We start from the raw sequence: 17443 nt of genomic DNA, 5'->3' as shown, positions 1-17443 counted from the left end.
ATGGAAACATTAAAAGATATCTGGACCTTTTTAAAAGCAAGAAAAAAATGGTGGCTGGCCCCCCTCATCATTGTATTGTTGTTGCTTGGTATTTTGATCGTTTTGGGAGGCACAGCCCTGGCGCCATTTATTTACACTTTATTTTAACAAACTATGCCCAGGAACAAAGTACTGGAAACTATACTGGTATTGGTGTTGGCCCTTGTGGTCTTTTACCGCATCACAAATAACAGGTACCTGTTTGGGCTGGCCATTGCCGTGGGGGCAATTGGTTTGTTTATTCCCGCCCTTGCCGAAAAGATCCATTTGGTGTGGATGAAGCTCGCTGAAGGGCTGGGCGCTGTTACCAGCAAAATTATCCTTACCATTATTTTCTTTGTTATCCTGGTGCCCATCTCATTCCTGTTTAAAGCATTTGGGAAGAACGCTGTGCAAAAGAAGGCCGGCAGCAACTCTTATTTTAAAGAACGCAACTTTACCTACACACGCGAAAGCCTCGAAAATGTTTGGTGAGCGTCCCTAAAGGTCAGGCAAACCACTTCGCCGCAGCCTTTTGAAGTTCGCTGGTATCAGCGTCGGTGTCTGCAGCCCAGGCAATAATGCCATCAGGGCGTATCAGTACAACGTGCAGGCCCAATTGTTCTTTCACCTTCGCAGAAACATACTTTATTTGCCCGCCATATTCACCCGCCAGCTTTTTAAGTGAAGCATTCATTGTAAGATCGAGCAGGATCCCTTTGCCATCGTGCATGTGCCTGCCAATTTTTGTACCGTCTTCGAATTCAAAGTTGGGAACGCTGTGGCCTGTGAGCGGTTGACCGCCACCGGGGTTATTGTAGTGGTTGTTAATACCCCATATCCTCCCTGCAAAATAGGTGGCGCCATCGCGGGTATGCAGAAGGTCGCGGATGATGGCATGCAGCGCACGGGCAGCTGCGTTTGGTCTCATGATGGCAACCTGGGCGCGTGACCAGTCAAGCACCTGTGCACCTATTGGGTACCGTTCGGTAAAGTAACTGTTCAACAAACCTTCCGGCGCTTTTTGCTGAATGGTGGCCGCGAGCTTCCAGCCCAGGTTCATGGCATCACCGAGGCCCAGGTTAAGTCCCTGGCCGCCTAACGGCGAATGAATATGCGCAGCATCGCCGGCCAGTAACACCCGTCCGTTGCGGTAACTGGTGGCCTGGCGTGAGCGGTCGGTCCAGGTGGTGGCAATATGCAGGGCGTTGATGGTAACGTCGGTGTTCGAGATGCGGCGTAACACTTCCTGCACGTGTTCACGCGTAATGGGTTGTTGGGAATTATGAAAGGCACCGCCATCAAAGTCCTGGATGATCACGTAATCTGCCTGGGATAGCAGGTACATGCCTGTTGGTGTAACAATGCGGCCGGTGCCGAGCTTTCCGGGGTCGGCAATCTCAACTTTGGTCGAGTAGCCGGTAAATTCCGGCTCCGTACCGGCGAATTCAAAACCGCCCAGTTTGCGCACCACACTGCGGCTGCCATCGCAACCCACCAGCCATTTGCCGGTAAAAGACTGGCCATCGGTGTGAACCGTTACGCCTTCTTCGTTTTGTTGAAATTCAGTAACGGCCAATCCACGCCTGATGGTTACCCCCAGGGTTTCTGCGTGGCGGGCGAGCACGGTTTCCATCTCTGCCATTTCAGACATCAGAAAAGGGGCGTCGGTAGCCCCTGGCAGGCGATGTGTCCATTGGGAAGTGTCAATTTGGGTGCTATTAAACTGAATGCCGGCGAAATGTCCTCCCGGCTGAGGTTTGCCTTGTACAGAAGGGGAGTTGAAATGCGGGGTTTTAAGGCGTTTATGCACGGCCAGTTCATCCAACAAACCCCGGCGGTAAAGCGCTTCTATAGTAGGTGTCGAGAGTCCCCGCATGCCGAAAGGAAATTGTTTTAATGGCGAGTGCGGATTGTCGGCCTTTTCCAGTATTAGTACTGAACAGTTGGCCAGGGCCAGTTCGCCCGCGAGAAAAAGGCCCACCGGCCCTGCGCCGGAAATAATTACATCGTAAACAGCATGATCTTGTGCTTTCATAAGAATGATTGAGGCACAAAATTGCGGAATGCGGATGCGTCAGGCTTGTACAAACGCGACAAAATCGGTGCTTACCTGTTTTCTTTTTTTTGCTTTCCGGGCGAAGGCTGCGGGTGTAGTGCCGCTGTAGCGTTTGAATTCCCTGCTCAGATGCGCCTGATCTGTATAGCCCAGTTCATGGGCCAGCCCGGCCAGGTTGGAACCGGGAAAATGCCATAACCGGTTACGCACCTGTTCAAACCGCATAAGGCCCGATACGTCTTTAACCGTATGGCCTGCCGCTTGCTTGAATTTCCTTTCAAGGGTACGCACCGTTGCATGCGCCGCCACCGCTACCTGGCTTACCGGCAGGGTGCCGTTTGCTTTACTCATGGCAACGCCCGCTTTGTATAACATACTGTCAATAGCGATTGTAGACCGGGCATTCAGAAAATACTGTTTTACCCGGGCCATCGCTTCGGTTATGTTACCAGCATGTATACACTCATGTAAGGTAACCTGCAATTGGGCAATAGGATGCGCAAAAATGCGCACGCTGTCTTTTCCGGATGGCAGCCCCAGCAAATCGAACACGGTCCAGGGAAAGCACCTGATACCGATGATCTCTAATTGTTTTTTTGAGTAAAAAATAACTGGCTCGTTGAGCAGCCCCACCATAAACGGTGAAGGCAATGCCTGTAAACTTCCATTGTTCAGGAGGCTACAGTCGCTTCCGAAATAAAAAATAATTTCAGCATAGCCATCTGGTAATACCTCAAAACCCGATGCTTGCTCTCCAAAGTCTCTTTTGTCGTACCAAAAGCACTTTATGGAATCCTGTAGTTCCGGCGGAGTCTCAAATTCCTGGTGCATGGATGAAAGGTAGCATATTCAGGGGTGATCTACAACCATTCGGAGGGTGCCTTGCCAAACTTCTTTTTAAATGAATGGCTGAAGTGGGAGAGGCTTTCAAATCCCAGGTCGAGGTAAATGGCAGCCGGTTTTTTGTTCTTCTTTTCTATTAGGTGGCGTGCTTCCTGCAACCGTTGTTCCTGTAGCCATTGCCGGGGCGATGCGTTAAACGTGCTTTTGAAATCACGTTTAAACCCTGCAAGGCTTCTTCCGGTAAGCTGGGCAAATTTTTCAACCGGCACATTGTAATGAAAATTGCTGAGCATGAATTTTTTCAGATCGATCTTGTAGGGTTCCGAAAAATCGAACAAAAATCCACTGAGCTCCGGACAGGTATGCAGCACCAGTTTCACCGCTTCCTTTACTTTCAACAGTCCCATGGCTTCCGTTATTTTTTCTGACGGATTGCGCACGTAGGGTATTATAGATTGAAAAAAGCCCTGCAGGAAATCGTTCCGGGGAATAAGTACGTTGCGGGGGCCGGTGTATGGCTGCTTTATTGCTATTTTTTCCTCCAGCGCAATTTTCCTTAATAGGTCTTCCTGCAGGCTAATAACGATTGTTTCATAAATTTCATCACCAGGCAGCGGTAACTTGGTGATTTGTCCCAATTGGTTTTTACCAATCAGCAATAGTTCACCTTTCCGCATGGAAATTTTCTGGCTCGCTGTTTCCAATGTGAACTGTCCCGAAACCTGCAACACCAGGGTATTGTTATTCAGGAAACCTACTTTCTCCTTTCGCATGGCAGAGTGGTAGCCGTAAAAAATAAGTCCGGGAATTATTTCGTTTGGATTCGTCACTTCGTAAAGGTATAAAAAGTTCAGGGTATGCGAAGCCGGTTAACGTTGCAGGTAGGTGCCGCCTGCAATGGCGCCTGGCGCAAAATGCGTGTTCAGGAAATTCATTTCTTCTGGCGTGAACACAATTTCCATGGCCTGCATATTTTCAGGCAGTCTTGAACGCCGGCTCATGCTTACCAATGGCATAATATGATCACCCTGTGCATTCACCCAGGCAATAGCCAGTTGTGTGGGTGTGAATCCTTTTTCTATTGCCATTTTTTTTAATGCTTCTACTTTCTCCAGGTTCTTTACCAGATTCTCACCCTGAAAACGTGAGAAATGATTTTGGTAAGCATTGGCTGCCAGCGGGGCTTTCATTGCTCCCGTCAATAACCCTTCGGCCGTATTGGCAAAAGCAACAACGCCTATGCCCAGTTCTTTAGCCGTGGGAAGCAGGTCTGTTTCTATTTGCCGGTCGGCCAGTGAATAACCTATTTCCAATGCCGTTACCGGGTGCAGGCTATGGGCTTTACGCAGTTGTGCAGCAGTGATCTCCGACACGCCAAGGTAACGCACCTTTCCTTCTTTAATGAGGTCGGCAATCGTTCCTATTACATCTTCCATGGGAACACTATTGTCGAGCCGGCACGGCTGGTACAGATCAATGGTATCAATACCCAAACGCACCAACGAATAATTGATGAAGTTCTTAATGGCTATGGGCCGCAGGTCTAAACCCTGAAATTTGCCGTCGTAAACGATGCCGCCTGTTTTCACACTAATAAAGGCATCGTCCCTTCTGCCTTTAATGGCTTTGCCTACCAGCAGCTCATTGTGGCCACTGTGGTAAAAGTCGCCGGTATTCAAGAAATTGATACCGTTGTCAAGCGCGGCCTGAATGGTAGCCACGCTTTCGTTTTCATCATTCATTGGGCCGCCCCAAACTGTTGACATGCGCATACAGCCTAAGCCGAGTTTGGAAACGAGTGGGCCCTTGTTGCCCAGGGCGATCTTTGTTATTGTTGTTGTTGTCGTCATTGTCGTGTTATTGATTTACGACACAAAGATGGGCGTTTCGGCGCCCGGGCTTATTTCGCTAATGGCTCAATTTACTTGTCTGGGTGGCTCAGTGCCGCCGTTGGTAAGGTCATAAAAAAGCGTTCCCTCATTGACGCCTGGAGCATTTAATTACCTCCTTTTGTAAAATAACAGACATAATTTTTTTTGCAGGCTGATTTTCTTTGTGCTTTAAAATTATAACGTATGAAAGAAATCAGTTTGAGCCCGAAAGCATTGCTTGATCGGGCAGTGGATGCGCCATCTTTTACAAAACAGGTTAACAGGTGGTTGTTTCGCTTATTGTTTATGTTGCCGGCGACACTGATATTCAGTTGTATTGCAAATGCGCAGCAATACCAGGGTAAATATTTTAACAACGTTGATGCCAGCGGTGTTATTCTCGACGGTTATGATGCCGTTGCATTTTTTACTGATAATATGCCCGTAAAAGGTGATGCCCGTTTTCAATACCCGTATGAAGATGCTGTTTACTATTTCGCATCGCAACAGCACCTCGATCTGTTTAAAGCCAATCCTGGAAAATACAAACCGCAATTCGGCGGCTGGTGTGCCTATGCGGTTTCGCTGGGACGCATAGCTCCCATAGACGTTAACACATTTTCAATTGTTGATGGCCGCCTGTTTGTTCAGCACAACCAGCGGGCTGTGAGCGGCTGGAATAAAGATGTACCCGGTAATATTGAAAAAGCAGATAAGTACTGGCCTGTTGTTTCAAAGAACGGCGGTAAACAGGTAACAACAGAGGAAGAAAAGGGATTTCTGAACAACACCGATCATGACGGTGTTACCTTACAGGGGTACGATGCCGTTTCTTATTTTACCGATAAGAAAGCCGTTAAGGGCAATCCTTCCTTTTCTGCCAGGTATAATGGGGCCACTTATTGGTTCTCTTCTGAAAAAAATGCCTCGCTTTTTAAAGACCATCCTGAAATGTATGCTCCACAGTATGGCGCTTTTTGCGGCTATGCCATGAGCCTGGGCAAATTACGGCCCGTTGATCCTGAGATCTTCGATGTGATAGATGGGCGTTTGATATTACAGCATACGCAGGATGCTTACATGCAGTTCCACAAAGACCTCCGGGGTAATATTACAAAAGCTGATGCCAACTGGCCGGTACAAATTAAAAAGCATGCCGGCAAAAAAGTAAAATTCGATAAACCAGCTAAATAATTCCAAAACATGAAACCCATCATATTTTTATCTTTTCTCACCATTGCCCTGTCTGAAATGACAGCTGCCCAGGTGATCAATTCGAAGAACATTTCACTGGAAACAGCAAAGAAAGTAGTAGCTGAAGCGGTGAAATATGCGATTGCCAACAATGCACCCGGCGCCGCTATTGCTGTAGTGGACGCCGGTGGTAACCTGGTGTACCTCGAAAGATTGGACAATACCTTTCCGGCTGCAGCTGAAGTCGCCATCAAAAAGGCCAATACTGCAGCTACTTTTAAAGCTCCCTCTTCAAAATTAGAGAATGCCGTCAATGGCGGCCGGCAGGCCCTGATCACGGTTGGACATACTTTTTTACAGGGCGGCATTCCCGTTATGTATGAGGGGCAGGTTATTGGCGCCATTGGTGTAAGCGGCAGCCTCAGTGCCCAACAGGATGAAGATATGGCCAATGCCGGAGCGAAAGCGATAGCCGGCAGGTAGCCGGTGAGGTGCAGCATTTTTTAAAATCTTCAACACTTTTTATGTATAGAATTCTTTCATGGCTGATGGCTGCATGGCCATTGGTGCATGCATATTCACAGGAAACCAGGCAACTGGCGGTTGATAAACCCATGGCCATCGCTGATCTTAAAACCAATGAAGGGGCGGCATTGGTGCAGGCAAAATGGTATGTTCAAACAGCCCATATCAGGGATGCCGATTTCAGGTTACCGGGCGCATCTGCATCGGATATGTTATTGTTATACCCCACCGGTACAAAAATAAAAACCCATACCATTCATCCGCAAATCAATGCGCCGGATTTTGATAAGGCATTTATGTCCGTAAAGCCTGGTGATCTTGAAATGCGCGAAGGAATGGGTTTGGTGTCCATGGCATGGTACAAAGTTGAAATTGTTATCCCTGCAACCATCGGCTCACTGGATACAAAGGGAACATCAGCGGTATTTGAAATAGTGATGGACGATTACAGCGAAATATGGGTGAATGGTAAACAAATGCATCAGTTTGGACAAAGCGGCAATGGCGTTATTGCCGGATACAATACCCGCAACCGCGTGCTGTTAACCAATAATGCAGTGGCTGGCGACAAATTTACTATTGCAATTCTTGGCATCAATGGCCCGCTCGGCATGATACCTGATAATTATATCTGGGTTAGAAATGCCGTTATTGATTTTTATAAAGAAATACCTGTCAGGGATCCTGCATGGAAAGATGCAGGTAAAATATATACGATCGATGAAAAACTTAACCATATTATCCTTCCGGGTACAAAAGTGGAGAAGGTGGCCGATGGCTTTTCTTTTACAGAAGGCCCGGTATGGCATCCGGATGGCTTTTTGTTATTTAGTGACCCTAATACCAACACGATCTACCGTTACGATCCGGCTGATCACAATGTAACCGTATACATGAGCCACAGCGGATACACGGGAGCCGATATCGGTGAATATGGCCAGCCCGGCTCCAATGGCCTTGCTATTGATAAAGAGGGCCGGCTGATCATTGATCAACATGGGAACAGGCGGGTGATCCGGATCGAGAAAAAAGGGCCGGTAACTGTTTTGGCCGATAAAGTGGATGGTAAAAGGCTGAACAGTCCAAATGATATAGTTATAAAAAGCGATGGCGCTATTTATTTTACCGATCCGCCTTACGGATTGCCCGGGTTTTTTAATGACCGGCGAAAGGAGCTGGATTATTCAGGCGTAATTATGATCAGGAACGGAAAGACGGAGGTGGTATCAAAAGACCTGGGCGGACCGAATGGCCTGGCATTTTCACCGGATGAGCGATATTTATATGTAACGAACTGGGACATCCGCGATATTCATCATACCAAAACGCTTTGGCGCTATGAAGTACAGCCCGATGGTACGTTAAAGAACGGGAAAATATTTTTTGATTTCAGTTTTACCGAAGATGAAGAAGCGCTAGACGGAATGAAAGTTGACAAAGAAGGCAACCTGTTTGTTTCGGCTCCCGGCGGTGTCTGGATCCTTTCGAATGAAGGAACGCTGCTGGGAAAGATCGTAACGCCTGAACGGCCGGCCAACATGGCGTGGGGCGATGCCGACAGAAAGACCTTATACCTCACGGCGCATACCAGCCTGTATAAAATAAGGTTGGATACCGGCGGGGCACATTGAATAAAATAAAATTCATAAAAAATGAAAACAGTGATAATAACCGGCGCCAATGGCAACCTGGGAATGGCAGTTACTGAAACATTTTTAAAAAATGGGTACCAGGTAATTGCTACGGTAATGACAGAAAGCGATAAAAAGAATATGCTGGTTCATGAACAGCTTGAAGTACATGCATTGGACCTTACGAATGAGCAGGAAGTGAGTTCGTTTGTACAAACGATCATCAAAGAAAAACAACAGGTGCATGCCGCCCTCATGCTGGCGGGTGGTTTTGCTTTGGGAAATATTGCCGCTACTTCAGGCGCTGTTCTGCAAAAACAGTTTGCGCTGAATTTTGAAACTGCATACTATTTAGCACGGCCGTTGTTTCAACATATGCTGGGTAATGGCTTTGGCCGGTTGATCTTTATTGGCGCCAGGCCCGCCTTACAGCCAGCCGACGGACACAACATGATTGCCTATGCCCTGTCGAAATCATTATTGTTTACATTGGCCGGCCAACTGAACGAAGAAGCAAAAGGAAAGAACGTTACGGCTACTGTTGTGGTGCCCAGTACGATCGATACACCACTTAACCGGAAGAATATGCCCGATGCCAATCCGGCAAATTGGGTAACTCCCTGCCAGTTAGCAGATATCCTGGAGTTTGTTGTGTCTGAAAAAGGGGCGGTGTTAAGAGAGCCGGTCATAAAGGCCTATAATAATTCGTGAGGAACTTTCACTTACTCATTAAATGCGAATAACCAGCTTATGCTGGTTATTTTTTTAACAGATGATGGTTTTGTTTATTATTTTATACACCTGGCAATACAGCTAATAGCCTGGCTGCCGGGTTTAACCAGTTGCCAGCCGGCAATAGGGGAGATGCCTTTTTGATCTGTTACGTACAAGATAACCCAGTCGTCGTATGCTACTACTTTTGCTTTAACTGCCACCGGTGTTGCTACAAATTCTTTTACAGCCTCGTTCATTTTTTCGCCATGCGCGCCCACCAGTAGATAATAATTGCAATCACCCTCTTTGTTTGTTACTTTTAAAACAGGGGGTATGCCGCCTGAGATGCAACGGATGGCGCAGTCTTTATGCGGTTTGCCTTCGCCGGGTTTCATTACACCGAAAAAACATTTGGGATCAACAATTTCGCCCTGAATGGTTTGTTCGCCCAATTCTTTTTGCAGGGGTAACATATTTTCACCGGCAGTTTTATTTACCGATACCAACGGGTTATCGGCGGCATCTATTTGCATAAGTAATTTACCATCGTTATACAGCAGCGTTCCTTTCAGGGTGATCTCTTTTTTATTCAGGTCAACATGTTGTAGCTTTTCCAGATCGAGCAGAATACCATCGGCGCCAGATTTTCCATAACCAATCAACGGAATGGTGATATAAGCGGAACGTCCCAACAGGTCTTTTCCACTCATCACTTTAATGGCGGGAACCGGTTCTTTGAAATAAACACCGGTTATATTGGTTAGTTGGCCAAACTCGAATTGTCCGGTGCCGAATTTTTTTTGTGATATAGCCAGCAAAACGCCAACAGTAATTGTCAGGATCAATAAAGCAATGATCACTTTTTTTGTATGCCGGGCAAAACCGCCCGGCGCTTTCGGCATCCAGCCTATGTAAAACTCGTTATTGGACATTTTCTATAATTTGTTTATCAGGAATAATAATAGCTGCTCCGGACCGTTCAGTGCCTTCAGGCAAAGGCTGAGGATTCAACCACACCTGTGACCCTTCCACTGTAACAATATAAGTGCTTACTTTTTCCTTGAAAGGTGGGGGCGATTGGCCGTTTTGCGGCAGGTACTGATAGCCATGCCAGGGACAGGTGATGCAGCCATCTATAATCTGGCCCTCACCCAATGGCCCGCCCTGGTGTTTGCATACATTGTGTATGGCGTATAATTTATTTTCAAACCTGAACAGGGCGATCCTTTCCTTATCGATACAAAAGATCTTTGCGCAATTATCAGGTACATCCTGGCTTTCGCACACATACACAAAGCCTTCTTTTTTTAATTTGAAGATCCGGTTGTCTTTTCGTACTTCCTTTGTTCCTGCCACCAGGTGCAACGTAACAAGCGTGGCAGCGCCTGCTAAAACCATTACGAACAAAACAGGATTGGTTTCATATTGCACTACACCGAGCATTACATGCATGATCACCAGGAAATAAGCAAGGTATACAAACATATGCAGGGCTTTCCATATTTTGGGTGACAGTGTATGCAGCCAGAAATCGTGACTGGTAATGGCCATTAAGAAAAAGATGACCAATGCAAAAAATCCCAAGGCCTGAAAAGGAAATTGCGATACGGAATTGTATTGTGTATTGGAAGTAAATAAAGAAACGAACGGGTTTACATTGCCTAATGCATGGAACTGTAGCATACTGAAGCTGCCATGGATCAATGCAACCGAGAACATGGTGACCCCTAAATGCCGGCGATTATAAAGCAGGGGTAAAAACTTTTTGTTAATGCGTGTAAGAGGGCCGATGCTGAGTATTACATGCAGCAACAAAATGGCCAGGGTGGCCGTTGACCGAATGAGCGCCGTTTCAAAGGTATAATCAGGATTATATAACGCTGTTACTGCAATGAACGTGGTAAGGTACAATGCGCAAAATGCAAAAATGAACCAGTCATATATTTTTTTCTGACGGTTCCAGCCTACTGCAAGATAAGACGCACCCATAGCTTAAAAATTTATGGTGTCAATAATTTGCTCATGGATAAAATCGTAGAGAATGAGTTGAGCTGTAGAAAGTTTTTCCGGTTCAAAAGCAGCGTCAACGGTAAACCGGTATGTTCCGCGCGATTCTATCCTGCCTATTAATATGCCTTTGTTTACGCTGCTTCCTTTGGGAACCTTGTAAATGGTAGCTGATGGCCAGGTCAATGGGTTTTTATTGAGCCATTCGAGTTGAAAGGCCGAACGCTGTGGGTTACTGCGAATAAAAACTATATAATTATCTTTCTCCCTTTGCTTCAGTATATCAGGCAATGGCTTTGCCGCATCGGGCTGCAGCAACGTTTGCGCCGGGAATTTTGGTGTGGCGATGCGGGCGCCAATAATACCTAAAGGCAATAAGACCGCCAGGGCGGTCCATATTTGCAAATGCCTTTTTCGTAATGGCTTTATCATTTTTTATGCCCTCCCTGTTTTATCCATTTTTTTAATAATAATGGCCAGAACACCATGGCGCCGGGAATGATGATGATGCGAAACCCAATGCTGCCGCCGTTGGCTGCTTCGTCGATTTTATCAACTCCTTTTATTACAAAGGGGATCGCGAATAATAGTCCGCAGGCGAGATAGGTCACTATCAAAATCAATACTATTGAAATAACCATAGTGCTATTTATTGAGTGCAAGGATCTTATTGCAAAGCAACTAATTAAATAAAACCGGGAATGTCGGGTAGTTGACGGAGTGGTAGAGGATCAATACAAATGTCAGAAAAAAATATGAATGGCCAATTATTACGGTGTTTGCGGCAGTTCTTCCATCAGCAGCATGGCATGGCCATCCTGATCGCGCACAATAAAGGCGTTGGCGATTTTACCATCCGGGGTATGCAGTTGAACGAGCTGGCTGGAGAGAATTTTATAATTTTCCGATTGAAGCTGTTTGTATAATTGCGCTATGTTCTTTACTATCAGGGTAGTTTGCCAGTGCCAGCAATCATCAGTTCTTGAGTCGGCCGGATAAGGCCTGCCCGGGCCCGGCGCCAGGTATTCCAGGAATTCAATACCGGGGCCTTTTGCCGCCCTGTACCCTGTAATATGCAGGGAGGCGCCGGCTACATTATTCAGGTGTTCCTGCTCAGTTCCTTTATTCCAGCTTTCCCCTTTTTTATCGATGCCCAATATGTCGTGGTAAAACCGGTGGCTGTCTGCTGTATTACTTACGCCAATGGCTGTGTGGTCAATACCCAGGAACAATTTACCATTTTGCTGTTGCCATTTGGGCTGCCCTTTCCCTTTTGGGAAATAGATCAGCTCAAGGTTATGGTTATCGGGGTCATGAAAATAGAATGCTTTTATACCCGCTGCCGCCAAATTGGTGACCGGTAAGGTTTGGGGCGCTGTGCTTACAAATTCGATATTGTGCTTTTGTAACTGCTGAAATGCTTTTTCCATATTGCTTACCACGATGGCTATATGCTGAAAGAACAGGTCATTGCTGTGCTGATCTTCCGGTATGCTGCGTCCGCCGGCAGTTAAATAATCTGTGAGTTCAATACACTCATCGCCCAGTTTCAGGCGTACGATACGCATTTGTAATCCAAACAATCCCTGCAGGTTTTCGTAAGCGGCGCCGGAAACCAGTTTGTCGGAAATTTTTTTAAAGCCGAGCACTTCACTGTAAAATTTTACCGACCGGTTCATATCTTTTACGGTAAAGCCAATGGCGTCTACTTGTTTTACCTGTGCAAAAGCGGCCCAATGTATAAGGGTTATGCAGGCAATTATAAGAATGCGTTTCATATTGGTTATTTAATGAATCGTGAATGGCGGTGAAAACGAACAGGGGAAGGACTGTTTAACCACAGAAACAATTCTGCGGCACCTAGCATGCCTGCTATGGGCATTAATAAATAGATCCAGAAGGCGGTCCAGATGTGGGCTGGTAAAGCGCTGGCGAATGATCGGGCCGGGTTCATCCCAAAACCCGATACCGGCCCGGCCACTATCACCCAGAGGCATACCAGCAAACCGGCTAAGAGCCTGGTGTATCTTTTTAATTGGTTACTGGCAGACGTAAAAAGCACAATGGTCATGGTTACAAATGCTATTGAAAATTCCATGGCGCAGGCAGCCCATAAACCGGCTTTACCGGGAATTGTCACTGCAGAACGAACCGGTGCATCGGTTAATTCATTGCCCATTACAAATTGCATGAGGTAAACAGCAATCGTTCCGCCTATGAACTGGAAAAAGATATAGAACAGGGCATCGTACCGGCACATTTTTCCAAGACGCAGATACGTGAGGGTTACCGCCGGGTTTATATGCGACCCCGAAGGCGCGGTAAACGGCGAATAGAAAATGATCAGCGCTGTAAACCCCATTAGCAAGCCGGTGATCATTGAGATGGTAAAGTTGTTCTGAATGACCTGGTGCCAGTGCGAACCGGTTGCATACAGCATCACGCTAAAAAAACAGGCCGATATCATAAATATCGCCAAACCCAACGCTTCCTGCAGGTAGTGCATCCAGTTTTTCCTGAACGATGCTTTCAGTTGCACGAAACCGGTACTGCCGGTTCTTACCTGTATTGGCATTGCTCTCATAATACAAAGGAATAAAATGAACGGAAAGCGGTTTGTCAAATAAGCGACGCTCATTGATAATTTTCAGGGGTAGCAGGCATATGATTTAATTCCTTTCCCAGAAAATAATTCAATGCTGTTCTTATCACGGCTATGGCAGCCAGTTTACCAATGGCATCCCAGCCCGGCGCTACTGCCGTAGCAAGCACATCGGCTCCTAGTAGCATTTCAAGTGAAACGGCTACCGAGCTGCCAAACTGTACCCGGATGGCTTCTTTTGAAAAAGAGCCCTTTTTTGAAAAGAGGGTGAGAGTGTAGTGGCACATCACTTTAACAACAGCTAAACCAATGATAAAGGCAGCCAGTGTTTCTACTGCATGCCCTACATATATGGTACACAGTTTGGCAGTTTGTTCCAGTTCCATAAAATTGAACGCGCGGTTATGCTTTTACGAATTGTTTTTTTACCGGGGCTACCTGTAATACATCCTGCAAAAGATGATCGCCTACCCTCAATGCATTTGCTGCAATGGTGAGGGAAGGATTGAAGGCGCCGCAACTTGGAAAGAAGCTGGCATCCACTGCATACAGGTTATCGAGGTCGTGGGCTTTACAGTTGAGATCGAGCACACTGGTTCGGGGATCCACGCCAAAACGAAGGGTGCCGTTCTGGTGGCTCATGCCACTGATATCCAGATCATATCCTGCCCACTGCAGGTCTTTAAAACGATCGTCCAGTTCACCTACCTGCTGCATCACTTCTTTCAGTTTTTCTTTTAACCGTTCGTACGCAGTATAATTATTGCGGTGATAATATACTTTTATGTGACCATCTTTTGTTATAGTTACCCGGTTTTCGGGGGAAGGCAGGTCTTCGGCTGTAAGCCAAAAATCAAGGGTCATCTGTTTTAATGCAGAATAGGGCGTACCCGGATAAATTTTTTCAGCCAGCCATAAAATAGTATCGGGATCATTTCTCCCCATCAACTGAATTTCACCTAATGGAAATTCACTGTCACCGGCATTATGATAAAAATCGGCCAGGCCCAGGCTTTTCTGAAAAACACAATCATTGATGGGCGCTTTTGTAAAAGCCACTAAACACCCGTTGTGGTGCAGCATTAAATTCCTGCCCACCTGTCCCGATGAATTGGCCAGGCCGTTGGGATGTTTGTCATTAGCGCTTCTCAGCATAAGCGCGGCACTGTTTACGGCGCCGCAGGCAATGATAACAAGATCTGTATGAAATACGGTGCTTTCGCCTTTTACCTCCGCGATCACCCTGGTAACGCGGGTGCCGCTTTCATTGGTTTCCAGTTTTTGCACGTAGGCATGCGTTACTAACGTAACGTGTTTATGTTGCAGGGCAGGGCGCAGGGCCATGATCTGACCATCGGCCTTGCTGTCGGTAGGATCGGGAAATCCATCAAAATTTTCCAGCATCACCGGTGCTTCTGTTTTTGAAAGATCCTGCGGCAGTTTGATGCCCATGGGCAGGGGGAAAGGATGCAAACCGATCTGTTGCATATTTGCATTGAGGTCCTGGATCAAAGGTTCATACGGTAATGGCGGCAACGGGTATTCGCTGCCTGCCGGCGGCTCTGTAGGATCAACACCTCTTTTGCCATGCACGCTGTATAAAGCTTCTGCCTGGGTATAATAGGGTTCATACACCGCATAGGTCAATGGCCAGGCTGGTGACACGCCACCGAAATGCTGTACTGTCTCAAAATCGCTTTCGCGGAACCGGAACAGGGCGGCGCCATACATTTTGCTATTGCCGCCTACATTGTAGTGAATGAATGGTTTAAAGGGCTTGTCGTCCTGATCGTACCAAACGTCGTTGGGCCGGTAACGGCCTTGTGTTACCACTTCGTGCGCATCCCAGTTTTCTTTTTCTTTAGGAATGAAACCGCCTCTTTCGAGTATCAGGACCTTTTTTCCACTGGCAGCCAGTTTATACGCCATCGTACTACCGCCGCTACCCGTTCCAATAATAACGATATCATAATGGTTAATCATGTTGAAAGATGTTTGAGGTTATTTTATTTTTCCAGTAACCTGTATTCTTTTATCACCCGCAATATTTCTGCTACGCCCCAGGCTTGTGCTACACATCCCTTCGGCCGGTGGGGTTTGTCGGCATCAAATATTTCGGCAATGCTGCCCAGGCATCCTTCCTGCAGGTGATAAAGGAAATTATTAATTACAGTTAATGCCTTTTTGCCCGAACCATCCAGTTTCATGATCACATCAATATAGGGGCCCAGCAGCCAGCTCCAGGCTGCCCCCTGGTGATACGATGAATCGCGTTTATACGGATCGCCCTCGTATACGCCTGTATACCGGCTGTCATCGGGCGACAAACTACGTATGCCCACCGGGGTATATAATTTTTCTGTTACAATAGATAGTATCGCTTCCGCTTTTTCATCATCAACTAACGGAAATGGTAAACTGATGGCTAAAAGCTGATTGGGACGTAGTGTAGCATCGGGATGGCCCTGTTCATCAATAACATCGTACAGGTAATTACCGTTGGTATTCCAGAATATTTTCCCGAAGCTTTCTTTTGCCCTGGCTGCGCTGTTACGAACCAATGCCGCATCTGCCGGTTGATCATTCAGGGCAAGCAGCTCTGCAAAAATGTTCAGGGCATTGTACCATAATGCCTGGATCTCTACCGGTTTGCCCATGCGGGGTGTAACAACCCAGTTGCCTATTTTCGCATCCATCCAGGTTAACTGATAGCCGGTTTCACCGGCATAGAGCAATCCATCGTCATCTGCATGAATATTATAGCGCGTTCCGCGATAATGCCAGTCGATAATGTCTTTTAATACGGGTAATAACCTGGTTATAACAAAGGCCTGGTCATTGGTGGCCTGCAAATACCTGTAAATGGCAATGAAGTACCAAAGCGTGCCGTCCACATTGTTATATTCGGGCGGTTCTCCATTATCCTGGAAACGATTCGGCAGCATGCCGTTGCTTATAGTACTGGCAAAGGCCAGTAAGATCCTGCGGGCATCTTCATAGCGGCCGGTTGCTAAACACAGGCCAGGCAATGAGATCATGGTGTCGCGCCCCCAATCGGTAAACCAGTGATAACCGGCGATAATAGTGGCACCTTCTTCGCTACCGGTACCTCGCTTTACTATGAATTGGTCGGCAGCTAACAATAGCTGTTGCAGGGTTTCGTTATCAGCCTGATCTTTCAGTAATGCCTGGCGGCGCATTTTTTCCTGTTCAAGCAGGTCATGTGCATTTTTGTTAAGGGGATCATCGGTTGAAATAACGATCCCCAGTGAATCGCCTTGTTGTAATGGTACACTGAAACGGCCGTGCGTAAACAGGTCTTCTATATAATCGAGCCCACGGGATTGTTCTATATTATAGTGAAAATTATAGTACCAGCCGGTATTGGGTTGCCAGGTGCTGCCGGGGACCTTAATAAATATACCGGGCGTTCCCTGTACGGCATTTGCTTTTAATGTGTTGTTGTCGAACAATACCTGATGAGGAATGGCGCCGTTGGCATGTTGCAGGCTGTGGTACCCTCTTGCTGCCAGCAAAGGCAATAATTCCAGGGTAAAAGGCTGCGGGGCTTTTGTTACATTATATGCAACAAGCACCGTATTCTCCCCATGCACCATGGCAATCGTTTTCTTTAGTTGAATGCCAGCTGCTTCATAATTAAATTCAGGGAAGAGATCTTTTGTAAAGCCGGTTATATAATTATACCCCTTTGGATGAATAACAGCGCCATAATCGTTGACGCCTAATTCAAAACGTTGTCCATTACTTACGATCGTTTCTTCCAGTTTCGAAACCAGCACCATTCTGCCTGCAGGGGGAATCACTGCAGCAACCAGTAATCCATGATATCGCCGGGTGTGGCAATGGATCGCCGATGAACTGCTGAAGCCGCCGAGCCCGTTCGTTTCGAGCCATTCATGGCTTATGGCTTCGTTATAGTTTTGTAAAATGGAGGCAGGAATTGAAAGCATGATAAATG

The 17443-nt window shown here is 46.7% G+C and carries 19 protein-coding genes; 6 read left to right on the top strand and 13 right to left on the bottom strand.

The window, feature by feature from the left end; genetic code table 11:
• Entirely contained in the window at positions 1–147 is a 147-nt protein-coding gene (locus tag A3860_RS41585) for a DUF5989 family protein (RefSeq protein WP_173820331.1), read from the top strand.
• A gap of 6 nt (positions 148–153) precedes the next feature.
• Positions 154–513 (top strand): SxtJ family membrane protein, encoded by a 360-nt coding sequence (locus A3860_RS40095; RefSeq protein ID WP_081156215.1) that lies wholly within the window; start codon positions 154–156, stop codon positions 511–513.
• A 13-nt stretch (positions 514–526) separates the two neighbouring features.
• On the opposite strand, the gene A3860_RS40090 is transcribed toward A3860_RS40095, so the two are convergent.
• The 4 genes from A3860_RS40090 to A3860_RS40075 all read right to left on the bottom strand — a co-directional run bounded on the left by A3860_RS40090 (position 527) and on the right by A3860_RS40075 (position 4770).
• Entirely contained in the window at positions 527–2056 is a 1530-nt protein-coding gene (locus A3860_RS40090; protein ID WP_081156214.1) for an FAD-dependent monooxygenase, read from the bottom strand.
• Positions 2057–2095: 39 nt separating this feature from the next.
• Complete coding sequence (locus A3860_RS40085) at positions 2096–2908, bottom strand: helix-turn-helix domain-containing protein (RefSeq protein ID WP_081156213.1); 813 nt, start codon at positions 2906–2908, stop codon at positions 2096–2098.
• A gap of 29 nt (positions 2909–2937) precedes the next feature.
• Positions 2938–3693 carry a helix-turn-helix domain-containing protein gene (locus tag A3860_RS40080; protein WP_245843731.1) on the bottom strand — a complete coding sequence of 252 codons (756 nt, stop codon included), beginning with the start codon at positions 3691–3693 and terminating at the stop codon, positions 2938–2940.
• A 96-nt stretch (positions 3694–3789) separates the two neighbouring features.
• Positions 3790–4770, bottom strand: a complete 981-nt coding sequence (locus tag A3860_RS40075; RefSeq protein WP_081156211.1) for an aldo/keto reductase — start codon at positions 4768–4770, stop codon at positions 3790–3792.
• A gap of 225 nt (positions 4771–4995) precedes the next feature.
• Between A3860_RS40075 and A3860_RS40070 the strand changes: the two genes are divergently transcribed.
• The 4 genes from A3860_RS40070 to A3860_RS40055 are packed head-to-tail and all read left to right on the top strand — an operon-like array spanning position 4996 to position 8852.
• The gene (locus tag A3860_RS40070) at positions 4996–5985 is read left to right on the top strand and encodes a YHS domain-containing (seleno)protein (protein WP_081156210.1); all 990 of its coding nucleotides are present in this window, start codon (positions 4996–4998) and stop codon (positions 5983–5985) included.
• Positions 5986–5994: 9 nt separating this feature from the next.
• On the top strand, positions 5995–6468 hold the full coding sequence (locus tag A3860_RS40065; protein WP_081156209.1) for a GlcG/HbpS family heme-binding protein: 474 nt from the start codon (positions 5995–5997) through the stop codon (positions 6466–6468).
• Positions 6469–6509: 41 nt separating this feature from the next.
• Positions 6510–8141, top strand: coding sequence for an SMP-30/gluconolactonase/LRE family protein (locus A3860_RS40060; RefSeq protein WP_081156208.1), 1632 nt, complete (start codon positions 6510–6512; stop codon positions 8139–8141).
• A gap of 21 nt (positions 8142–8162) precedes the next feature.
• Complete coding sequence (locus A3860_RS40055; protein ID WP_081156207.1) at positions 8163–8852, top strand: SDR family NAD(P)-dependent oxidoreductase; 690 nt, start codon at positions 8163–8165, stop codon at positions 8850–8852.
• A 77-nt stretch (positions 8853–8929) separates the two neighbouring features.
• On the opposite strand, the gene A3860_RS40050 is transcribed toward A3860_RS40055, so the two are convergent.
• The 9 genes from A3860_RS40050 to A3860_RS40010 all read right to left on the bottom strand — a co-directional run bounded on the left by A3860_RS40050 (position 8930) and on the right by A3860_RS40010 (position 17435).
• Positions 8930–9787: a hypothetical protein gene (locus tag A3860_RS40050; protein ID WP_081156206.1), complete on the bottom strand. Its 858-nt coding sequence runs from the start codon at positions 9785–9787 to the stop codon at positions 8930–8932.
• Entirely contained in the window at positions 9777–10844 is a 1068-nt protein-coding gene (locus tag A3860_RS40045) for a Rieske 2Fe-2S domain-containing protein (RefSeq protein ID WP_081156205.1), read from the bottom strand. The genes A3860_RS40050 and A3860_RS40045 overlap by 11 nt, the downstream gene beginning before the upstream one ends.
• A gap of 3 nt (positions 10845–10847) precedes the next feature.
• The gene (locus A3860_RS40040) at positions 10848–11294 is read right to left on the bottom strand and encodes a hypothetical protein (RefSeq protein ID WP_081156204.1); all 447 of its coding nucleotides are present in this window, start codon (positions 11292–11294) and stop codon (positions 10848–10850) included.
• Positions 11291–11503, bottom strand: coding sequence for a hypothetical protein (locus A3860_RS40035; RefSeq protein WP_081156203.1), 213 nt, complete (start codon positions 11501–11503; stop codon positions 11291–11293). The genes A3860_RS40040 and A3860_RS40035 overlap by 4 nt, the downstream gene beginning before the upstream one ends.
• A 129-nt stretch (positions 11504–11632) precedes the next feature.
• Positions 11633–12640, bottom strand: coding sequence for a VOC family protein (locus A3860_RS40030; RefSeq protein WP_081156202.1), 1008 nt, complete (start codon positions 12638–12640; stop codon positions 11633–11635).
• 5 nt (positions 12641–12645) lie between these two features.
• Complete coding sequence (locus A3860_RS40025; protein WP_158085506.1) at positions 12646–13446, bottom strand: MIP/aquaporin family protein; 801 nt, start codon at positions 13444–13446, stop codon at positions 12646–12648.
• A 50-nt stretch (positions 13447–13496) separates the two neighbouring features.
• Positions 13497–13850: a DUF1622 domain-containing protein gene (locus A3860_RS40020; protein WP_081156200.1), complete on the bottom strand. Its 354-nt coding sequence runs from the start codon at positions 13848–13850 to the stop codon at positions 13497–13499.
• Positions 13851–13866: 16 nt separating this feature from the next.
• Positions 13867–15447 carry a GMC oxidoreductase gene (locus A3860_RS40015; protein ID WP_081156199.1) on the bottom strand — a complete coding sequence of 527 codons (1581 nt, stop codon included), beginning with the start codon at positions 15445–15447 and terminating at the stop codon, positions 13867–13869.
• 23 nt (positions 15448–15470) lie between these two features.
• Entirely contained in the window at positions 15471–17435 is a 1965-nt protein-coding gene (locus A3860_RS40010) for an amylo-alpha-1,6-glucosidase (RefSeq protein ID WP_081156198.1), read from the bottom strand.
• Positions 17436–17443: the final 8 nt, after the last annotated feature.

The organism is Niastella vici, assembly GCF_002077945.1.
GTDB lineage: Bacteria > Bacteroidota > Bacteroidia > Chitinophagales > Chitinophagaceae > Niastella > Niastella vici.
The sequence above is the reverse complement of the archived record's forward strand: the minus strand, read 5'-3'. Positions and strand labels throughout refer to the sequence as shown.

Excerpts from the sequence above, each read along its gene's own strand:
- A3860_RS40030 (WP_081156202.1), bottom strand. The coding sequence starts at position 12,640 with ATGAAACGCATTCTTATAATTGCCTGCATAACCCTTATACATTGGGCC.
- A3860_RS40025 (WP_158085506.1), bottom strand. The coding sequence starts at position 13,446 with ATGAGAGCAATGCCAATACAGGTAAGAACCGGCAGTACCGGTTTCGTG.
- A3860_RS40055 (WP_081156207.1), top strand. The coding sequence starts at position 8,163 with ATGAAAACAGTGATAATAACCGGCGCCAATGGCAACCTGGGAATGGCA.
- A3860_RS40065 (WP_081156209.1), top strand. The coding sequence starts at position 5,995 with ATGAAACCCATCATATTTTTATCTTTTCTCACCATTGCCCTGTCTGAA.
- A3860_RS40060 (WP_081156208.1), top strand. The coding sequence starts at position 6,510 with ATGTATAGAATTCTTTCATGGCTGATGGCTGCATGGCCATTGGTGCAT.
- A3860_RS40085 (WP_081156213.1), bottom strand. The coding sequence starts at position 2,908 with ATGCACCAGGAATTTGAGACTCCGCCGGAACTACAGGATTCCATAAAG.
- A3860_RS40050 (WP_081156206.1), bottom strand. The coding sequence starts at position 9,787 with ATGTCCAATAACGAGTTTTACATAGGCTGGATGCCGAAAGCGCCGGGC.
- A3860_RS40070 (WP_081156210.1), top strand. The coding sequence starts at position 4,996 with ATGAAAGAAATCAGTTTGAGCCCGAAAGCATTGCTTGATCGGGCAGTG.
- A3860_RS40035 (WP_081156203.1), bottom strand. The coding sequence starts at position 11,503 with ATGGTTATTTCAATAGTATTGATTTTGATAGTGACCTATCTCGCCTGC.
- A3860_RS40090 (WP_081156214.1), bottom strand. The coding sequence starts at position 2,056 with ATGAAAGCACAAGATCATGCTGTTTACGATGTAATTATTTCCGGCGCA.
- A3860_RS40015 (WP_081156199.1), bottom strand. The coding sequence starts at position 15,447 with ATGATTAACCATTATGATATCGTTATTATTGGAACGGGTAGCGGCGGT.
- A3860_RS40080 (WP_245843731.1), bottom strand. The coding sequence starts at position 3,693 with ATGCGAAAGGAGAAAGTAGGTTTCCTGAATAACAATACCCTGGTGTTG.
- A3860_RS40095 (WP_081156215.1), top strand. The coding sequence starts at position 154 with ATGCCCAGGAACAAAGTACTGGAAACTATACTGGTATTGGTGTTGGCC.
- A3860_RS41585 (WP_173820331.1), top strand. The coding sequence starts at position 1 with ATGGAAACATTAAAAGATATCTGGACCTTTTTAAAAGCAAGAAAAAAA.
- A3860_RS40020 (WP_081156200.1), bottom strand. The coding sequence starts at position 13,850 with ATGGAACTGGAACAAACTGCCAAACTGTGTACCATATATGTAGGGCAT.
- A3860_RS40040 (WP_081156204.1), bottom strand. The coding sequence starts at position 11,294 with ATGATAAAGCCATTACGAAAAAGGCATTTGCAAATATGGACCGCCCTG.
- A3860_RS40075 (WP_081156211.1), bottom strand. The coding sequence starts at position 4,770 with ATGACGACAACAACAACAATAACAAAGATCGCCCTGGGCAACAAGGGC.
- A3860_RS40045 (WP_081156205.1), bottom strand. The coding sequence starts at position 10,844 with ATGGGTGCGTCTTATCTTGCAGTAGGCTGGAACCGTCAGAAAAAAATA.
- A3860_RS40010 (WP_081156198.1), bottom strand. The coding sequence starts at position 17,435 with ATGCTTTCAATTCCTGCCTCCATTTTACAAAACTATAACGAAGCCATA.